The sequence below is a fragment of the Bacillus sp. PK3_68 genome, assembly GCF_003600835.1.
Lineage (GTDB): Bacteria > Bacillota > Bacilli > Bacillales > Domibacillaceae > Pseudobacillus.
This window is the reverse complement of the sequence record NZ_NQYC01000002.1, coordinates 307,501-324,417: the sequence shown is the minus strand read 5'-3', so window position 1 is coordinate 324,417 and position 16,917 is coordinate 307,501. Positions and strand designations below refer to the sequence as shown.

General features: G+C 37.4%; 13 protein-coding genes, 23 tRNA genes, 2 rRNA genes and 2 pseudogenes (1 of these 40 only partly in view). 3 read left to right on the top strand and 37 right to left on the bottom strand.

Annotation, left to right across the window (positions count from 1 at the left end):
- Nucleotides 1-207 precede the first annotated feature (207 nt).
- The 7 genes and pseudogenes from CJ483_RS24065 to CJ483_RS24030 form a co-directional block, all read right to left on the bottom strand.
- Nucleotides 208-2,061: an ABC transporter permease gene (locus CJ483_RS24065; RefSeq protein ID WP_120038710.1), complete on the bottom strand. Its 1,854-nt coding sequence runs from the start codon at nt 2,059-2,061 to the stop codon at nt 208-210.
- Entirely contained in the window at nt 2,061-2,834 is a 774-nt protein-coding gene (locus CJ483_RS24060) for an ABC transporter ATP-binding protein (RefSeq protein ID WP_120038708.1), read from the bottom strand. The genes CJ483_RS24065 and CJ483_RS24060 overlap by 1 nt, the downstream gene beginning before the upstream one ends.
- Before the next feature lie 19 nt (nt 2,835-2,853).
- The gene (locus tag CJ483_RS24055; RefSeq protein ID WP_120038705.1) at nt 2,854-3,213 is read right to left on the bottom strand and encodes a YxeA family protein; all 360 of its coding nucleotides are present in this window, start codon (nt 3,211-3,213) and stop codon (nt 2,854-2,856) included.
- A 230-nt stretch (nt 3,214-3,443) separates the two neighbouring features.
- Nucleotides 3,444-4,952, bottom strand: coding sequence for a sensor histidine kinase (locus tag CJ483_RS24050; RefSeq protein ID WP_120038703.1), 1,509 nt, complete (start codon nt 4,950-4,952; stop codon nt 3,444-3,446).
- A complete protein-coding gene (locus tag CJ483_RS24045; protein WP_120038701.1) occupies nt 4,936-5,637 on the bottom strand; it encodes a response regulator transcription factor in 702 nt (233 codons plus the stop codon). The genes CJ483_RS24050 and CJ483_RS24045 overlap by 17 nt, the downstream gene beginning before the upstream one ends.
- Nucleotides 5,638-5,811: 174 nt before the next feature.
- Nucleotides 5,812-6,374: pseudogene (locus CJ483_RS24040) on the bottom strand (recombinase family protein).
- Nucleotides 6,375-7,304: 930 nt separating this feature from the next.
- The gene (locus tag CJ483_RS24030; protein WP_120038697.1) at nt 7,305-7,748 is read right to left on the bottom strand and encodes a hypothetical protein; all 444 of its coding nucleotides are present in this window, start codon (nt 7,746-7,748) and stop codon (nt 7,305-7,307) included.
- Between the two features lie 126 nt (nt 7,749-7,874).
- On the opposite strand from CJ483_RS24030, the gene CJ483_RS24025 reads away from it, so the two are divergent.
- Nucleotides 7,875-8,483 carry a TetR/AcrR family transcriptional regulator gene (locus CJ483_RS24025; RefSeq protein ID WP_120038695.1) on the top strand — a complete coding sequence of 203 codons (609 nt, stop codon included), beginning with the start codon at nt 7,875-7,877 and terminating at the stop codon, nt 8,481-8,483.
- A gap of 50 nt (nt 8,484-8,533) precedes the next feature.
- On the opposite strand, the pseudogene CJ483_RS24020 reads toward CJ483_RS24025, so the two are convergent.
- The 4 genes and pseudogenes from CJ483_RS24020 to CJ483_RS24010 all read right to left on the bottom strand — a co-directional run.
- Nucleotides 8,534-9,567 (bottom strand): annotated as a pseudogene (locus CJ483_RS24020) (IS3 family transposase); the annotation flags it as partial.
- 134 nt (nt 9,568-9,701) lie between these two features.
- A complete protein-coding gene (locus tag CJ483_RS24735; protein ID WP_182917205.1) occupies nt 9,702-9,869 on the bottom strand; it encodes a hypothetical protein in 168 nt (55 codons plus the stop codon).
- A gap of 517 nt (nt 9,870-10,386) precedes the next feature.
- Nucleotides 10,387-10,893 carry a hypothetical protein gene (locus CJ483_RS24015; protein WP_120038693.1) on the bottom strand — a complete coding sequence of 169 codons (507 nt, stop codon included), beginning with the start codon at nt 10,891-10,893 and terminating at the stop codon, nt 10,387-10,389.
- 158 nt (nt 10,894-11,051) lie between these two features.
- Nucleotides 11,052-11,552, bottom strand: coding sequence for a hypothetical protein (locus tag CJ483_RS24010; RefSeq protein ID WP_342754681.1), 501 nt, complete (start codon nt 11,550-11,552; stop codon nt 11,052-11,054).
- 296 nt (nt 11,553-11,848) lie between these two features.
- Here CJ483_RS24010 and CJ483_RS24005 point away from each other — a divergent pair, with 296 nt between their 5' ends.
- The gene (locus CJ483_RS24005) at nt 11,849-12,217 is read left to right on the top strand and encodes a hypothetical protein (protein ID WP_120038691.1); all 369 of its coding nucleotides are present in this window, start codon (nt 11,849-11,851) and stop codon (nt 12,215-12,217) included.
- Between the two features lie 492 nt (nt 12,218-12,709).
- On the opposite strand, the gene CJ483_RS23995 is transcribed toward CJ483_RS24005, so the two are convergent.
- Nucleotides 12,710-13,495, bottom strand: a complete 786-nt coding sequence (locus CJ483_RS23995) for a transcriptional regulator (RefSeq protein ID WP_120038687.1) — start codon at nt 13,493-13,495, stop codon at nt 12,710-12,712.
- Between the two features lie 76 nt (nt 13,496-13,571).
- On the opposite strand from CJ483_RS23995, the gene CJ483_RS23990 reads away from it, so the two are divergent.
- Entirely contained in the window at nt 13,572-13,853 is a 282-nt protein-coding gene (locus tag CJ483_RS23990; RefSeq protein WP_120038685.1) for a hypothetical protein, read from the top strand.
- 535 nt (nt 13,854-14,388) lie between these two features.
- Here CJ483_RS23990 and CJ483_RS23985 read toward each other — a convergent pair.
- From CJ483_RS23985 to CJ483_RS23865, 25 genes are all read right to left on the bottom strand, one after another.
- Nucleotides 14,389-14,462, bottom strand: a tRNA-Arg gene (locus CJ483_RS23985).
- A 9-nt stretch (nt 14,463-14,471) separates the two neighbouring features.
- Nucleotides 14,472-14,562: transfer RNA gene (locus CJ483_RS23980), tRNA-Ser, on the bottom strand.
- Between the two features lie 14 nt (nt 14,563-14,576).
- Nucleotides 14,577-14,648 (bottom strand) — tRNA-Asn (locus CJ483_RS23975).
- A 6-nt stretch (nt 14,649-14,654) separates the two neighbouring features.
- Nucleotides 14,655-14,728 (bottom strand) — tRNA-Ile (locus CJ483_RS23970).
- Nucleotides 14,729-14,739: 11 nt separating this feature from the next.
- Nucleotides 14,740-14,813: transfer RNA gene (locus CJ483_RS23965), tRNA-Gly, on the bottom strand.
- Nucleotides 14,814-14,822: 9 nt separating this feature from the next.
- A tRNA-Gln gene (locus CJ483_RS23960) sits at nt 14,823-14,897 on the bottom strand.
- Nucleotides 14,898-14,910: 13 nt separating this feature from the next.
- A tRNA-His gene (locus tag CJ483_RS23955) sits at nt 14,911-14,986 on the bottom strand.
- Nucleotides 14,987-14,995: 9 nt separating this feature from the next.
- Nucleotides 14,996-15,080 (bottom strand) — tRNA-Tyr (locus tag CJ483_RS23950).
- Nucleotides 15,081-15,118: 38 nt separating this feature from the next.
- Nucleotides 15,119-15,194 (bottom strand) — tRNA-Phe (locus tag CJ483_RS23945).
- A gap of 51 nt (nt 15,195-15,245) precedes the next feature.
- Nucleotides 15,246-15,322: transfer RNA gene (locus CJ483_RS23940), tRNA-Asp, on the bottom strand.
- A gap of 3 nt (nt 15,323-15,325) precedes the next feature.
- A tRNA-Met gene (locus CJ483_RS23935) sits at nt 15,326-15,399 on the bottom strand.
- A gap of 23 nt (nt 15,400-15,422) precedes the next feature.
- A tRNA-Ser gene (locus CJ483_RS23930) sits at nt 15,423-15,515 on the bottom strand.
- Nucleotides 15,516-15,518: 3 nt separating this feature from the next.
- Nucleotides 15,519-15,592 (bottom strand) — tRNA-Met (locus CJ483_RS23925).
- A gap of 19 nt (nt 15,593-15,611) precedes the next feature.
- A tRNA-Ala gene (locus CJ483_RS23920) sits at nt 15,612-15,684 on the bottom strand.
- 25 nt (nt 15,685-15,709) lie between these two features.
- A tRNA-Pro gene (locus CJ483_RS23915) sits at nt 15,710-15,786 on the bottom strand.
- Nucleotides 15,787-15,800: 14 nt separating this feature from the next.
- Nucleotides 15,801-15,877: transfer RNA gene (locus CJ483_RS23910), tRNA-Arg, on the bottom strand.
- Between the two features lie 13 nt (nt 15,878-15,890).
- Nucleotides 15,891-15,979, bottom strand: a tRNA-Leu gene (locus tag CJ483_RS23905).
- 6 nt (nt 15,980-15,985) lie between these two features.
- A tRNA-Gly gene (locus tag CJ483_RS23900) sits at nt 15,986-16,060 on the bottom strand.
- A 54-nt stretch (nt 16,061-16,114) separates the two neighbouring features.
- Nucleotides 16,115-16,196: transfer RNA gene (locus CJ483_RS23895), tRNA-Leu, on the bottom strand.
- Between the two features lie 7 nt (nt 16,197-16,203).
- Nucleotides 16,204-16,279: transfer RNA gene (locus CJ483_RS23890), tRNA-Lys, on the bottom strand.
- Nucleotides 16,280-16,304: 25 nt separating this feature from the next.
- Nucleotides 16,305-16,380: transfer RNA gene (locus CJ483_RS23885), tRNA-Thr, on the bottom strand.
- Between the two features lie 21 nt (nt 16,381-16,401).
- Nucleotides 16,402-16,474: transfer RNA gene (locus CJ483_RS23880), tRNA-Val, on the bottom strand.
- 3 nt (nt 16,475-16,477) lie between these two features.
- Nucleotides 16,478-16,552, bottom strand: a tRNA-Glu gene (locus tag CJ483_RS23875).
- Between the two features lie 49 nt (nt 16,553-16,601).
- Nucleotides 16,602-16,717, bottom strand: a 5S ribosomal RNA gene (gene rrf / locus CJ483_RS23870).
- Between the two features lie 103 nt (nt 16,718-16,820).
- A 23S ribosomal RNA gene (locus CJ483_RS23865) occupies nt 16,821-16,917 on the bottom strand; it runs 2,835 nt beyond the window's last position.

Below are 16,917 nucleotides of genomic sequence, written 5' to 3'. Positions count from 1 at the left end.
ATGATTTATGAATGTGAAGTTGATAAATCTAAATGGATTGTCTGTAAAAGCAATTGTTCTTTAAGGGGTACTATCAGGAAAATGTGAATTTACAACGTTAACAAAGTTCTATATTAAAAAAACCCAATTTCTCAGCGTTTACATTGAGAAATTAGGCTTTTTTCTTTCTCCGATAAAGTGCCCGGTTCTTGAATTAATTTATAAAAATTATATTTTTTTCGGAATAACAAGTCCTTTATATAAATGAACTGTAATAAGATAATAAGCTGTGTAAACGGTCAAAAAAATAACAATTGGTAGCCAGATGCGATAATAAGGATCAATTAAGATAAATCCAAAAATGTTCATTCCTATTAATACATGAGTCATGCCTATAATTGCTGGAACTAAAAATACGATGAATAACTCTTTGTAGATGGACTTAATTAATAACTCCCGACGGACTCCGATTTTACGAAGCATTTCATACCGGGTAATATCTGATGTTGCCCCAGATAGGATTTTAAACATTAAACAACTCGCCATCATCGCTAGGAATGCAAACCCTAAAAAGAACCCCATAAATACTGTTCCACTTGCGACTGTGTAGAATTCATTATAGATTTTATATTTACTTAGCATATCACCTGCTTTAACATCCTTATTTTTTGCCAACTGCAATTCATCAAGCTGTTTCCACTTTTTTGTATGTGCAATAAACTCATCTGTTTTGCCAGTAAAAATGATACCTGTTTTGCCTGGTAATTCATGATACATTTTTAGATCTACAATTTTTATTGGCTTATTAAGATCCTCTATATAGATAGGTTGTATATTTGTTAAAGCATCTTCCCATTCATCCGGAATTATCTTAGTATTTTGCTGGTTTTCTTGACTGTAAACTGAAGTAGAGCCCACAGGAAGATCTTCAGAAACACGTTTTAGTTTAGACATATTTTCCTCACCGCTTCTAACATGGATTAATGGCGGATATTTCTCCAGATCTTCTTTAACATAATAAAAGAATTGATCGTCCACTTTATAACGATATTCTCCTTTTTCTTTAAATGGAATATCATCTAGGATTTTCATTTCTTCAGGAGTTGGGTTGTTAATTACTGAATCATATATTTCGAAACGATCAGCGGATGTCATCACATTATTTTTAAAGGCCCATCCGCCTGAAATGGCGCCTGCCCCAAGAGCAATTAGCATGGCTACCGTAGATAATACTTTTGTTAAACCGTTGATTCTGAAATTTAATTGTGCAAATGTAAAGGCATTAAGACCTTTTTCGTTACATGCTTTATTTGCTCTTAGCTTTTTAACAAACAGCGGAAAAAGGGCTTCAAAAAACAAATACGTACCTGCTGTTGTCGAAAGCATGGCGATCATAACTCTAGATTCCTTCAAATTTTCCAAATAGACCATGGATGCATAGCCCATTCCTAACAAGATCAGCGAGAAAAGAGCAACTATACCAGTCATTTTTCCTTTAATAATAATAGAATCAGCGTAAGTATCTCCGTGAACAAGCTGCAGAATTGAAATTCGCGATAATTTAATACTATTCATAATGGCGGATAGAATAAATAACAAAAAGAAGAAGATACAAGTAACGGTCATCGATGGAACGTATATTGCCTGATAACCATTCGCAGTAAAATCAAGCTGCTTCATAAGCAGCTTGCCAATTCCTTGTGCAAGCCCTGAGCCGACTGAAATCCCAATCACCAGTGATACTGTCCCGATAATGATTGTTTCTATAAACATTAGAAGTGTAATCTTATTTTTTTTCGCTCCTAATGTCATGTACATTCCAAACTCTTTCCGTCGAAGGGACATCAAGAAAGAATTTGCATAAAAGATATAGAAAAATGTTATAATGGCAAGTAAGACGGAGCCTGTTTGAAAAACATAGCCGATTGACTTAATCGTTGCGTTTGCTTCAAGAAATGCTTTATTTAGAGCTAATGTTTGAAACATATAGAAAATGGCAATTGACATAACCAGACCAACAAGCAAAACAATGTAATCTTTTAACTTACTTTTTAGTCCTGATATGGAAAGTTTAAATAACATCATGAACCACCTTCCGCTGTTTGAGTACCTAAGTCTGCAAGTGCATCTAAAATTTCTTTATAAAACGCTTCACGTGAACCACTGCGATGAATTTCTTTGTATAATTCCCCATCACGGATAAATAAAATACGCCGACAATAACTTGCACTAAACGAGTCATGGGTAACCATTAGGATTGATACACTTTGCTCTCCATTTAAATTCTCCATCGACCGTAAAAGGCTTATTGCGTTTTTTGAATCAAGCGCCCCAGTTGGCTCATCTGCTAAAATAATTGCTGGCTCATGGACAATTGCACGCGCTGCTGCTGTACGTTGCTTTTGCCCTCCGGAAACCTCTGCTGGATATTTAGCAAGAATCGCTGCTATCCCTAACGCCTCCGCTACCTTTTCCACTTTCGGACCAATCTTTCCCGAAGAGACACCTTGAAGTGAGAGTGGCAATGCAATATTTTCATAAATCGTTAAATTCTCAAGTAAGTTGAAGTCTTGAAAAATAAACCCTAACTTTTGAGATCGGAAGTCAGTGAGTTCACTTTGTTTCATCTTCGTGATATCCATGCCGTCAATTTTAACGGTACCATTTGTAGCTTTATCCAGTGTTGAAATGACATTTAGTAATGTTGTTTTTCCAGAACCGGATGGTCCCATAATTCCAATGAATTCACCATCTTGAATGGAGAAGGATAATCCTTTTAATGCATGTGATTGGTTTTCTCCTTTTTTGCTATATACTTTTTGTACATTTTTAACTTCAACAATTGGTTTCTTCATATTTCCTGCCTCCACTAAGTTATCTTTTCTTTAGCGTTTCTCTTACCTTTTCAGGCACGTCCTTCTCTGCTACTATCTCGTATTCATAAACATATTTTCCTTTTACATGGGCTTTCAAATAACTATTTTTGGAGAAATTTTTAACGGAAGACGTTACTTTAATTTCTCCTACCTCTCCTGACTCATCAACCCCATCTAACATGAACATATATCTATGCTTAAAATTAGGGTCGGTTTTTCCTTCTTTATTTACAAGTACATACACATCTTTTTCTTTAATAAATGGATTAAACCTATCCCGATTTTCCTCTCCAATAAGGGATAATACGCCAATCCCCATAATAATCACTACGAGTGCTCCAAGTAACCATTTCTTCATCTTTTATTTCCACCTTTCTTTGCCTATTAAAATTTTGGGCTATCTTTGAAACAACATAAGATAATCCAAAGTATAAAATGCATTCCTTAATAAAAGATGAAGAAACTTCTTAAGCTTTTCTTAACAAATGAAAGAAATAACCATTTCTTTTGCAAAAAAAGAACCCTTGCAATGTAAGGGTCCTTGAAAAAACATGCTTTGTTTTGGATGATTCTACTTTAAGGTAACAATTATTGTTCAGGTGACATTGGCAATAAAATAATAAATTGGACAACTCCATTTTCATATTCCGCCTTAATCTCTCCTCCTTGCAGTTCTACAATGCTTTTTGCGATTGCAAGGCCAAGTCCAGAACCTTCAGCCACTCTACTTCTTGAATGATCTCTTTTGTAAAAACGTTCAAATAAGTTTTCTAACTCTTCTTTGGTAAATTCATCGCTTTGGTTGGAGATGGAGACTTCAAGATAATGCTGATGTCTTTGAAGAAAAACCTGAATATCTCCGTTATCTTTGCTATATTTAATGGCATTCATTAGTAAGTTGTCAAACAGTCGTACCGTTTGTTCGGAATCGACAACAGCATATAAAAGCTCGTCAGGAAATCTTTTCACAATTGACAAGCCGTGATTTTCTGCTTGCGGTGTGATCTCGTCGATTAATTGGCCTAGGAGTTTATTGATGCATACATCATGTCGAGCTAAGGACATATTTCCATCTATAAGCTTTGTGTACTCAAACAAATCCTCGATTAAATTTTCCAATTGCTGCGATTTTGAAAAGGCAATTTTTATATATTCATTACCTTTTTCTTTATTTTCAAATCTTCCATCACGCAGCAAGCGCAGATAACCCATGATGGAGGTCAGCGGTGTTCTTAAATCATGTGATACATTTGTAATCAATTCATTTTTTTGCTTCTCCAATCTCCGTTCTTTTTCCATTTTGTTCATAAGTTCTTCAGCCATATGATTGATGTGTTCCGTTAATGAGGCAATTTCATCTTGCCCTTTTTGTTCAATACGGTAAGCCAAGTTTCCTTTTGCAATCTCTTTTACACCATGTGCCATTGCTTCAATCTGTTTCATCTTTCTCTTCGTTATAATAAAGAAAGAAAAAATAAAAACAAACATCCCAATAAAAAATGGAAAAGGGCCTTCTTTTGTACTATAGGTTACCTCTCCTTCTGGAATTCCGCTTACAAACATATATAAGTTCTTATCCTTAATTGTAAGTGGGTAAAACGCAATGAACTCTTTACGCGATTCCCATACTGGTTCCTCCCCACTTGTATACGTTGGGTGGTTTATAGCAAAGGACATAACATTACTAATGGTATCATGCAGATTAATTTGAATTTCCTGTGCTTGTTGTGTTTTATACAATACTTTTCCAGTCTCATCCGTAACAAGCACTTTTAAAACGTTTCTATTTTGTTGTAATAATTCATTTTGTTCATTGATAAATTTTTTTATGGCTCCCATTGTATTTTCTTTAACTGTTGTTTCTGCTGTAATTTTGGCTTGCCAATTAATGCTTTGCATATCACGTCTATAATCAATCGTGGCCTCTTTATTTATGTTTTCAAAAACTGGCGCTGCTATTCTTGATGCAAAAAAACCCAATAATGCACAAACAATAAACGTAGTTATTAACTGAATCCTAATACTCCGGCTTATAGTGGTTATCAGCTTTTCAGTAAGGCGTTTTATAAAATGAATGGGATTAATTTTCTTTTTCAATTTTATATCCCACTCCCCAAACCGTTTTGATATACCTTGGTTTTCTTGGGTTTTCTTCAACCTTTTCACGGATTTTTCGAATATGCACCATGATTGTATTGTCTGATTGAAAAGACGGTTCTTTCCACACTGTTTCATAAATTTGGTCCACACTAAATACGATGCCACGATTCCGGGCAAGAAGTTCTAGGATTGAGAACTCTCTTGGCGTTAGTTTTACTTCCTGATTCCCAACCATTACTTCATGTGTCGATACACTTATTACCATCTCTCCAATTACAATTTCATTGTCCTTCTGAGCCATGCCGCCACTCATCTTCATATACCTGCGAAGCTGTGATTTAATTCGGGCTACCAATTCTAGCGGATTAAAAGGTTTCGTTACATAGTCGTCTGCTCCTGTTGTTAATCCCATAATCTTATCCATATCCTGAGTCTTCGCAGATAGCATAATAATCGGCATTTCAGCTATTTGTCTTACTTTTATACACATATGAATACCATCTATTTTAGGCATCATTATATCAAGTATAATTAAATGCACTTCATTATTTCTCAAAATATCTAGGCCTTCTTCACCATCGCTAGCCAGTAATACTTCGTATCCTTCATTCTTTAAGTAGATTTCTATAAGATCTCTGATTTCCTTTTCATCATCCACTACAAGTATTGTTTCTTTACCCATGAGAAATCCCCCAATTGTCAAAAATACCTTCAAGTGTAAGTTTAAATGGAATTTCTTAAAAAAATAGAAGTAGAATTCTGAAGTATTTCTTAAGATAATAATATGTTGTGCATAAAATATATTTTAAGTTTTATACTTCTTCCACAATCCTGCTCTTAATGGAATGAGGTATAACTATTTGTTCCCTTCCGAAAGCTTTCTGTATAACGAAATCCTAGATACATTTGTAATTTCACAAATTCGTTTTACAGTCATGCCTCCTTCGATATAGAGTTTTATAGCATAATTCATTCCTGCATGGTTTTTATGATATTTCTTTAGCCGGCCTTTAAACTTACTTCTTTCTTAGCCAGATCAATTCCTTCGCGTTTCCCTATGCGGATAAGATCACGCTCTAATTGACTAACACCAGCCATTACTGTAATTAAGAATTGACTGTATAGATTATCCTCTGATAAATCCTTGAGTGATTTTAAGCTGGCCTTTTTATCTCGTATTCATTCAGTCAATTCAAATAAATCTTGTGTGCTTCTAGTGATTTGAGTTAAGTCTGTAACATAAATAATGTCCCCTTCCTGTAAATCCCCTAACATTTTTTGAAGCTGCTTACGATCCTTTGTCGCTCCAGAAACTTTTTCATCAAAAATAATATCCATTCCGATTTCGTATAGTTGCTGAAAATGCCTTGCTTTAGCTTTAAAATAAAGTTTAATTGAAATAATGTTATTAACCTTGATAAACGAACAAAAGAGAAGAGCATATTTTAAAAAAGATTAATCAAAACATGCTCTTCTTGTGTTAAATTGAATGATTCTTTTATAAAAAAGTTTGATTATTTTTGTTCCTTCTTCCACAAAAGACAACTACAATATGGATTTGGTAATAGTTCAGTTATTGAGAATAAAGTACAGGTTCATAAAAATAAACCTACTTATATCGCATTTCCTTCAAATACTTTAAAAGAAATGTACAGTAATTCCAACAGACAATTTATAATGCTATTGAATAATCGTGATAAAGAAATAATTACTGACTTAAAAGTTCTAAATGAAGACAAAAAGCCCTTTTCAACAATATATACTGGTCTAATTGAATTTTATAAAAGTAAATAAATACTATGTATGTAAAAGTAGTAGTAAATGATTCCCTATTATAGGGAACTACAACTTCTTTGAAAAAAGCAAAGGTCGCCTTAAGATGACCTTTGCTTTCAACGAGCTGTTTTGCCTCACTAATCATATATAAATATTGCTCTAAACCAGATTATATCTAAAAAATTTTAGGAACTAGTATGGATGGCACTTATTTTTTATATTATCTCTAAATGCAACAAAATAGCCATTATGTTGCGTTGCTCCCTAAGATAGTAAATCAATAGCTTTTTTAAAAGAACGAGATCTTTAATTATTTCTTCTTTAACCCGTGTATCTTTACAGCGTTCGCACTCGTCATATAAACCAATAAGCTCTCTCATAAAGATAAATCGCTCTTTATTGGCACTCATAACGGTGTGTACCTTCCCATTCTGCAGCCCGGCAAATCAACAAAGTATAAAATCGTGCATACTATTTTTTTAAGGAAGTTAAGGAAACAAGCTGTATCAAGGGATTTTTGATATTACTAATTAACATAATTTTATATTATAAGTAGTAAAAGTTATTCGTTGACTAATACCAACTGCTAATAGTAGCTGTACCATCACAATCTGCACCTGGATTAGCGTCACATTGTACACGAAGATACCAATATTTCCCACGAATGTTATGACTTAATCTCTGGTTGAGAATCTCTCCTCTGGAAATGGTGGTATCTGCTAATCTATAGTCCCAAACACTACCGTCTATGTTAACAAGAGATATCTTAAGGTTTGCAGTCCCATCCCACCTGCTATTGTTATTTTGAGAATAAACACCAACTTGCCCACCTTTAGGAACCCATACTTTTCTAGTTGTTTTGACTGTTTTATTTGGAGTGTTATTAAAAGTAATTGTGCTTTTGTCTCGAAGGCTTATAGCAGAAGCTTCAGATTGAGGAAAAATTGTAAAAACCATTGAAAAACATAAAACAAACAGTAATACCCATTTCTTTGTAATACCTTGAGATAATGTCATGGAATCATCTCCTTTATAAATGTTATTTTTAAAATACCAACTAGTCGGTATTAATAAATTTATTATATAATGGGACATGTGCTGCAATCAATAATAATATTCAGATTTTTCTAAAAGGAGTTTATTATGTTAAACCGTCACCAGAAACAATCAGAAGATACAATTAACAAATTAATGAAATCAGGAATTGAATTGTTTTCTAAACAAAGTTATTCTAGTACAAGCGTTGATCAGATTGTAAAACACGCTGGTTATTCTAAAGGTGCTTTCTATGCTCATTTTCCTACCAAAGAGGAGTTCTTACTGAGGTTGATAAAAGAGGGTATTGATTTCTATTTTGAGGACTTAAAGGAAGCTCTTACTCAAAAAGATTGTGATTTACTAAATACATTTAAAGAACACTCTATGCGTTTAGTGATTGAGGCTTATGAAAAAGGATCTTCTCCTATGCTTCTCCAAGGATGTATGGTTTCGAATGAATTACCTCAGATAAAAGAAAAGCTTATTCTTCAAATGGAGGAATGGCGGTCATTCCTTACACGTTTATTTCAGAAAATGAAGGACGAAGGTATTGTTGAAAGTCCATTAGATGCTAGAACTTTAGCAACAACAGCCATGGCTCTTTTTAATGGATTTAATTTGCAACATTTTGTCGACAATCGAATTCAAATACAGGACGTAGTAAGTGTTTTTGTTGAATTGCTTCAAATTCACGAACCTAATAAAAAAGATTAATAGGAGCATTATTTCTGAACAATAACTTATGTATACTCTATACAAATCTAGTTAACATAATCACTGAATTCCAGCGTAAGATGCTCAAGGCTATTAAACTTCATTTGGCTGACAAACTCTGTTTTGATGATTTTAAATGTGGCTTCCGCCACGGCATTATCGTATGGACAACCTTTCATGCTTAAAGAGCGGCCAATCTGGAAGGCCGCTAACGTTTCATCGATGAGCTGGTTTTTGAACTCGCTGCCACGGTCGGTATGGAACATCTGGATGTCCCGCAGATCACCCTGAATCGAAGAAAAAGCCCATGCGACAAGGTTTGCATCTTTGTTTGGTCCCGTGCTGAAGCCAATAATTTCGCGGTTGAAGAGATCGACAAAGATACATACGTAATGCCATTTGTTTTTGACTTTGACGTATGTTAAATCACTGACGACTACTTTTTTGGCTTCTGTCTGCTGAAACTTGCGTTTCAATTCATTCGCCTGGGATGACTCATTACACGGAGCTTTTTGTGGCTTGAACTGTGCCGCTGTATAGGAAGAAACAAGCCCCTGCTCCTTCATGATGCGTCCAATACGTCTTCTGGAGACTGTCAGTCCACGCTTGTGCAGTTCGACTTTGATCTTGCGCGTGCCGTAGGCACTTCGGTTTTGTTCAAAAATCTCTATCACAGCGCCTGTTACATCGTCTTCTGCCTGACGTTCTTTGGCATCATAATAGTAGGTACTACGTGAGATTTGCAGGACGCTGCACATTGCTGATACCGGGTATTTGTCTTTATTTCGCTTAATGACATTTACTTTCGTCCCATGATCGGCGCGGCTTGCTTTAAAATATCATTCTCCATTCTAAGCTGCTTTAGTTCCTTGCGGAGTTCCAAAAGCTCCTGCTGTTCAGGAGAACGATTGTCTTTCTCTTTAAAAGAACCGGAGGTTTCATCCTGATTGATCCACCGGTCAAGAGATGACGGAGTCAGATCATATTCATCAATAATAGCTCGCTTCGTTTTTCCATTCTGGTACAGCTGCACCATTTGCTTTTTGAACTCGGGCGTGAAGGTGCGGCGTTCTCGCTTTGTCATAGTTGGAGCTCCTCATCTGTTTTAGGTCAAGTGTACGTGACCTTAATTTTTCTGTCCAGATAAGTGTAGACGCTCCACTTTTTCCTTAATGATGCATCAATTTAAAAGACCTCAAAAAATTACTTCTTTAGGGTTTAAACCTCATCCTCTTCTGTCATCATTTTAATAAATTGATTCATCTGTTCCATTGACTCATAACACTGCTGCATCATTAAAATATTTTTCCAGATCAAACTTTCCAAGTATGATTCTCTTCTTGATTGTTCTTGAAAAATAGCCAGTGTTTCAATCTGGCCTTTCAAAAATTTCTGCTATCACACAAGATGATAGGTCAGGCAAAGCCTGACGAAATGGTGATATCAAGAAAAGCTCGCTAATGTAGACATAGTAAGCACATAAAAACGGCTCATTGTAGACCTGGTGATAACATGGAATTAACGACAGTTCTGTTGCTTATAACCAAGATGTTTTTTACTCAATTAGCTGTGCTTAGTGTTGAAGGTCCTGAAAATTCTTTAGAGGAAGGATATCGAACAATAAAAAAAGAGCAGACGTGATCGAAAAGAAAATAGAAAAATAAGGAACGACTTTATGTCAGCCCCTTTATTTTTTAGCAAGACATAAAAAATTCATGTTATCACTGAGTCTACAGTAAGTGATTTTTAGGTTATCACTAGGTCTACAGTAAAGAGCTTTTCTTGACCCAACAACTATGTTGGGGGCAAAAACCCCTTATGCTCTTAACAAAAAAGATGTTCAGAGTGACAGTTCCTGAACGTCTTTTTTGTTAAGCTAAATCATTCATTTTAAAAACTATTTTCATTCTTTTAACCACTGCTTCACTTTCTTTTCCATCTCTTTTTGCATATCTTCCACATTTCCGGCATCTTGATATATCAACTTCAAGTATTCTTTGGGAAACATTTTTTTTAAAGAAGACTGATATAAACTGCCATCTTGGGGTTCTATATATTCAACAACAGAATAACGCTCTGCATCTTTCTTTAATCGAATGACAGCAGGTAAAGAGTGGCCCGCTTGATTTTCTATGCCAGTGGATTTATTGAAGCCACCGTAATAAGACCACATATAGACACTGAGTATTCCATTTAACTCGCTCGTTCCATACACTTTATGGACTTCAAATTGCTTTTCTATTTCAAGATGATAAGATGAGTATTTTTGAATAATATAATTAGAAATTGTTTCATCCATCTCTTTGGTAATGTGTTTATCTCCGTTTCTAAGTGTCCTTTCATTGCAACCTGTCAATAACAGTGCTGCGGATAATAAAAATAAAAGATTTAATCTTAATGTATTTATCAAAAGATTTAGCTCCTTTATAAACATCCTAAATAACAAGATACCTTTTGATTTACATAACACTCGATACAGGAAGTTAAAAAGGGATCTCCACTCGAAGATCTTCTTAATACTGTTTATTTAATTAAAGCTATTAAACCCAGGATAAAAAAGCTCCATCATTATTTATTAATATCATAAACTAATGTGTCAAATAACTTTCCATCAGTATAAAGCAAGATTGCCCATTCTCCTGCCTTTGGAATATTCACGCTTGAAGGTGCATGAGCATCTGCTCCATTATTCTCTCCTCCAAGACCTATCGTCCAACCAGTTGTTATAATTTGATGAACAGTCTTCGTTTCTCTGTGAAAACCAACGACCGTTAGTTTAGTTTCCTTTGAACTTTCAATCCCCCAAAGGTGCCACATCCACTTTTGGTTGACATTTATACTTGGCATGTCAGCACCAATAACACCAGATTTGTTTTTGTTACCAATAATATTTCCATTGAACCTTACTGCTTTTTTATCCCAATCTACTTTTTCAAAATCACTTTCTTTAACAAAGTTTGGTATATCTTCAGGCAAGACTGACTGACTTTCAACTGTTTTACTTTTAGAGCAACCTGCAACCAAAAAAATCATACTTAAGAAAACAAATGCCATAGATTTCAATTTCAAAAAACTCTCCCCCTAAAAACAAAGTAAAATCCCCTTATAATGTTAACTATACCAGTTTTTCAGTATACTTTTAACCAGTCTGCACTTTAATTAAAAAAGTCACAAAGAATCGATTGAATACCCTATACACCCTTAGTTCACATAACACCACAAGAAGGAAGTTCAAATGAAACATATACCTTTATATACCATTTATTCTTTTATATGGTATCATATCAGAAGCGAAAAATAAGTAGATGCGGATATGGTGTGCTTACTCATTTTCACTTAATTTTTTAATTGGAAGGAAGAATGTTGTGAAAAAACTGATCAAGCTAGTGCTCCTATTCTTTGTAGCTATAATTGTTTCTTTACCTGTAATCTGGATCAATTGGCAGCACATATTTGGCACAAATCGCCCTATTGAGAATCTGAAAGCTGTTTATCAAATAGAATTTCAAGATAAACAAATATCTAGTACGAAAAATGTTTACGATAAAGAATACTATGTCGTACCCGAAAAGAAACTTGAATCATTTATCAGCTTGATGGATAAAAAAGGATATAACTTGGCAGAACATGATTCATTAAATAACAAGATGCTGTTTGAGAAAGGTAACGGAAGTTATTCCGTCTCCTACAAGCCTTTTATGAAGAAGTATACAAAAGTAGAAAGTCCGGAATAACAAAAGTATTTGTTCCCTTGTTTTTATATCTAACCTACGGTGGTGTATCCAATGAATGGTTCGAGAAAGAAAAAAAGAAAAAGAAGATTATATAGTTATATTGAACTTTGCATTGTATGTATTTTGGGTATTGTTTTAACCTTTATTTTTAACTGGCCGCGTTATCCCACCCTTACTGTAATAGGAGGAGGATTCTTAATTCAGATGTTATCCATTGAAATAAAAAATAGAGATTGAGATGATGCAAGCGTCTAATAATAAAAAGTATCAGATGCCCTATCAGTTATTAATCCAAAGCTAGCTGAAGCAACAACAATTATCCCCAAAATGATTCTAAGTAATTTCAACAAACTATAAATCTCCTGTCTTACTAGATTTCTTTTGCAGATTTTAAAGGGTTGAATTAGGACTTATTTTTACTTGTACGTTAGGTTACCTTAAAGGCTAATGATCTTTTAAACAGACAGCGAGTGATGGTTCAATATAGGAGAATCAAGACTCCAGACATTCCTTGAATTGAGCGAACATAGGGTGATTATTTGTGATTTCTCTTCGTTTTTCGATAACCATCATGTTTCGCAGCGTTCCAAAGAAATAGGCATGAAAAGAGCCTTTAATACGTCTGTGTTTATGAGAAAAAATTGATTCTTTAAAAGCTTGAACGACTACCTCTGTTAATTCCTCCAAAGGCGTGTCTAAACGAGCGATACGATAAGCCAGCATGGCTTTTCCCCATAGCTTGTAAATTTCCTTTGCTTGTCCAAAGAACGGTTTAACGGCCAAAATAAAGCTTTTTGGAATATGAGAAGGCGTAAAGCTTTCATCTAAAACTGGTTCTTCCTTACGTACGTATTTATTAAAAGATTTTTTTAATGGTAATGAATAGGTAGAAACTTTTTTTGACTCTTCTCCCTTAGAGCCACAAGGGATTTCAGCGTTTTCTGCTTGGAAATCACTTAAATTTAGCAGTTCTTCCCAGTACGAAAAATACGGGTGGTCCACAAATAAATGGACCGGGGCACTCCGTCCATTTTGCTTCGTGGATCTCCGATACATGGTAAACAGTACACCATGTTCACGCAGCTTCTTTGCTACGTTACGGATGGTTCTGTCAGATATATCGTGTCGATCAGCTAAATAGTCGTCTTTTGCGAAGAAAAAGCCACGCTCTGAAGACAGCCAGCACATCATGTCGATGGCCTGGCGTGTTTCTTTCTTTAATCGATAATACGAATCGCCGTACACCTCTTCTACGACTTTCAATAATTTTAATTTCATAGATTGTTGCTCTTTTTGATTATTGGCATATGGCTTGTAGCTCATCATTTGTAATGTTGAAGAGGTAGATAGTTTTTTGTCCAGTCTGGGAGTGCCTATAATTATAACTATAGAAGATGATGAGAAACAGGTGAGCATAAATCTCACAGAAGTCATACAAAAGCACAGAGAGTTAAATGAAAGATTGCTTGAACAGATGAAAAAGCAGCAAGAATATATAGACCAGAAACTAGAAGCCAGAGATCAGAAACTCATAGAAGCATTGAATCAGAGTTTGGAGATAAGAAAAGAACTTACTATCAGTAAACAGGCAGAGAAAAATAAAAAAAGTTTTCGGGCCACGCTGTTTGGGAATTAAAAAGCTCTGTATCAATATCAGCTAAATATAGCTAGTCTGAAACTAACAATCATTTCAAGTATGAAATTTTGGAAAAATGAGTACTTAAAATGATTAGGTTGTAGGAAGGATTCTATCAAGACAAAAACGAAGTTTTTGAGGAGTATGGTCACACGCCCGTAGTTTGTGCCTCTATTCTGTTCTATAAGTTTAAACTTTAAAAATTACGTGTGAAATTATGAGCCATGAAGGCTAAAAAAGCCAGCCTTTAAGACCATTCTGTCTCTAAAGAAAATTGTATAAAACTCCACTTTTTTATGCAGACAAGAGGCTTTTTTGAAAACGAGAAATCTTGTGAAATTAACGATGTATAAAATCTTGCATAGAGAAAAATTCGAGTAAGAAAGAAGAACCCATAGCCCGTAAGGGATTATAACTGACGGCTACTTCCTACATTCGAGCGTTATGTAAATTAAGCGATCTATTAATATACACAGAAAAGGCATCTGGTCAGTCTTCCTAAAACTGAAGTGACCAGATGCCTTTTTATAATTTACGCGCCTTAGAGGATTCGAACCTCTGACCGACGGCTTAGAAGGCCGTTGCTCTATCCTGCTGAGCTAAAGGCGCATCTATATATGGCGGAGAAGGAGGGATTTGAACCCTCGCGCCGCTTACGCGACCTACACCCTTAGCAGGGGCGCCTCTTCAGCCTCTTGAGTACTTCCCCAGAAAAAATAAAAACTCCGCAGGCAAGATTCGAACTTGCGACCGATCGGTTAACAGCCGATTGCTCTACCACTGAGCTACTGCGGAACAAAGTGGGCCTGAATGGACTCGAACCATCGACCTCACGCTTATCAGGCGTGCGCTCTAACCAACTGAGCTACAGGCCCATTTATGTAAATGGAGCGGGTGATGAGAATCGAACTCACGACATCAGCTTGGAAGGCTGAGGTTTTACCATTAAACTACACCCGCATTAAAAACTGGCTGGGCTAGCTGGATTCGAACCAACGAATGACGGAGTCAAAGTCCGTTGCCTTACCGCTTGGCTATAGCCCATTAATAATATGTATGGGGCGATCGATGGGAATCGAACCCACGAGTGTCGGAGCCACAATCCGATGCGTTAACCACTTCGCCACGACCGCCATTCTCACTGGTGGAGGGGGACGGATTCGAACCGCCGAACCCGGAGGGAGCGGATTTACAGTCCGCCGCGTTTAGCCACTTCGCTACCCCTCCATCTTAAAATAGAGACAGTTTTTTAGACAATGAAAAAATGGTGGCTCAGGACGGAATCGAACCGCCGACACATGGATTTTCAGTCCATTGCTCTACCGACTGAGCTACTGAGCCACACAAGAATATTATATATCAACAGCAAGACACTCCTTGCTGGAAGAAATATGGCGGTCCGGACGGGACTCGAACCCGCGACCTCCTGCGTGACAGGCAGGCATTCTAACCAACTGAACTACCGGACCAGATTGCGGGGACAGGATTTGAACCTGCGACCTTCGGGTTATGAGCCCGACGAGCTACCAGACTGCTCCACCCCGCGACGATAACATATAAAAATAATTATGGCGGAGGAAGAGGGATTCGAACCCCCGCGCGGTTTAACCCGCCTGTCGGTTTTCAAGACCGATCCCTTCAGCCAGACTTGGGTATTCCTCCATATAGCGGCGGAGGGGATCGAACCCCCGACCTTGCGGGTATGAACCGCACGCTCTAGCCAGCTGAGCTACACCGCCAAACTAAATATAAAATCAATGGAGCCTAGCGGGATCGAACCGCTGACCTCCTGCGTGCAAAGCAGGCGCTCTCCCAGCTGAGCTAAGGCCCCACGTTACAATTTTACGAGCAATAACTGGTCGGGAAGACAGGATTCGAACCTGCGACCCCTTGGTCCCAAACCAAGTGCTCTACCAAGCTGAGCTACTTCCCGCAAAAACGGTTAAATGGCGCGCCCGAGAGGAGTCGAACCCCTAACCTTTTGATCCGTAGTCAAACGCTCTATCCAATTGAGCTACGGGCGCATTGCTTTATAAATGGTGCCGAGGACCGGAATCGAACCGGTACGGTAGTCACCTACCGCAGGATTTTAAGTCCTGTGCGTCTGCCAGTTCCGCCACCCCGGCATGATATGGAGCGGAAGACGGGATTCGAACCCGCGACCCCCACCTTGGCAAGGTGGTGTTCTACCACTGAACTACTTCCGCATTTCCGCAGAATGTTCTGCCTTTTCACTAAAAAAGATTTAAGAGAAAAAACGATGCGGGTGAAGGGAGTCGAACCCCCACGCCTTGCGGCGCCAGATCCTAAGTCTGGTGCGTCTGCCAATTCCGCCACACCCGCATATAAATGGTGAGCCATGAAGGACTCGAACCTTCGACCCTCTGATTAAAAGTCAGATGCTCTACCAACTGAGCTAATGGCTCGTTCTGAAAAAAGTTGAAAGGGAAATGGTGCCGGCAAGAGGACTTGAACCCCCAACCTACTGATTACAAGTCAGTTGCTCTACCAATTGAGCTACACCGGCTTACTAAGTAGAAAGAGAAAATGGAGGATGACGGGATCGAACCGCCGACCCCCTGCTTGTAAGGCAGGTGCTCTCCCAGCTGAGCTAATCCTCCAAATGGTGACCCCTACGGGATTCGAACCCGTGTTACCGCCGTGAAAGGGCGGTGTCTTAACCGCTTGACCAAGGGGCCTTCTATGTATGTAAAGGAAGCCAAAAGAAAAACCCCGATTAGGGGGCTTGCCTGGCAGCGTCCTACTCTCACAGGGGGAATCCCCCAACTACCATCGGCGCTGAAGAGCTTAACTTCCGTGTTCGGGATGGGAACGGGTGTGACCTCTTCGCTATCGCCACCAGACTGTATAAAGTTGAAAGAGTTTGTTCTTTCAAAACTGGATAATATGTTCAAGTAACCGGCAACACTGTGCCATTTCATGTGTGACGCCGTTAGGCGTATCATTTAGGATAAGTCCTCGATCGATTAGTATTCGTCAGCTCCACGTGTCGCCACGCTTCCACCTCGAACCTATCTACCTGATCATCTTTCAGGGATCTTAC

Coding starts and splice junctions, on each gene's coding strand:
- CJ483_RS24025 (WP_120038695.1), top strand. CDS start 7,875: ATGTTAAACCGTCACCAGAAACAATCAGAAGATACAATTAACAAATTA.
- CJ483_RS24060 (WP_120038708.1), bottom strand. CDS start 2,834: ATGAAGAAACCAATTGTTGAAGTTAAAAATGTACAAAAAGTATATAGC.
- CJ483_RS24055 (WP_120038705.1), bottom strand. CDS start 3,213: ATGAAGAAATGGTTACTTGGAGCACTCGTAGTGATTATTATGGGGATT.
- CJ483_RS24065 (WP_120038710.1), bottom strand. CDS start 2,061: ATGTTATTTAAACTTTCCATATCAGGACTAAAAAGTAAGTTAAAAGAT.
- CJ483_RS24030 (WP_120038697.1), bottom strand. CDS start 7,748: ATGACATTATCTCAAGGTATTACAAAGAAATGGGTATTACTGTTTGTT.
- CJ483_RS23995 (WP_120038687.1), bottom strand. CDS start 13,495: ATGAAATTAAAATTATTGAAAGTCGTAGAAGAGGTGTACGGCGATTCG.
- CJ483_RS24045 (WP_120038701.1), bottom strand. CDS start 5,637: ATGGGTAAAGAAACAATACTTGTAGTGGATGATGAAAAGGAAATCAGA.